This is a genomic window from Halalkalibacter lacteus (assembly GCF_036663595.1).
In the GTDB taxonomy this organism is placed as follows: Bacteria; Bacillota; Bacilli; order Bacillales; family Bacillaceae_D; genus Halalkalibacter; species Halalkalibacter lacteus.
This window is the reverse complement of sequence record NZ_JAWRVL010000501.1, coordinates 1-230: the sequence shown is the minus strand read 5'-3', so window position 1 is coordinate 230 and position 230 is coordinate 1. Positions and strand designations below refer to the sequence as shown.

Annotated in this window: 1 protein-coding gene; it reads left to right on the top strand. The window is 33.9% G+C overall.

The window, feature by feature from the left end; genetic code table 11:
- Positions 1-140: 140 nt before the first annotated feature.
- The coding region (locus SAZ04_RS23690) for a TAT-variant-translocated molybdopterin oxidoreductase (protein WP_431309063.1) at positions 141-230 on the top strand (90 nt) is incomplete at its 3' end.

Genomic DNA, 230 nt, shown 5'->3' with positions numbered 1-230 from the left:
ACCATGAAGAATTGAAGAATGGGAAAATCGATAGCGTAAAAGGTGTTACTGTAGAAAAGATCGGTGGAACCGAATGTCAAAAATGTCACTATTAATTTCAATTGAAAATTGTCTTTAACGGCAATCAATCAACATAAACTATGAGCGAGAAAAAGTACTGGCAAAGTTTTGGAGAATTGAATAATTCTGAAGCTTATCAGCAGGCTGCACAAAATGAATTTCATGAAGAA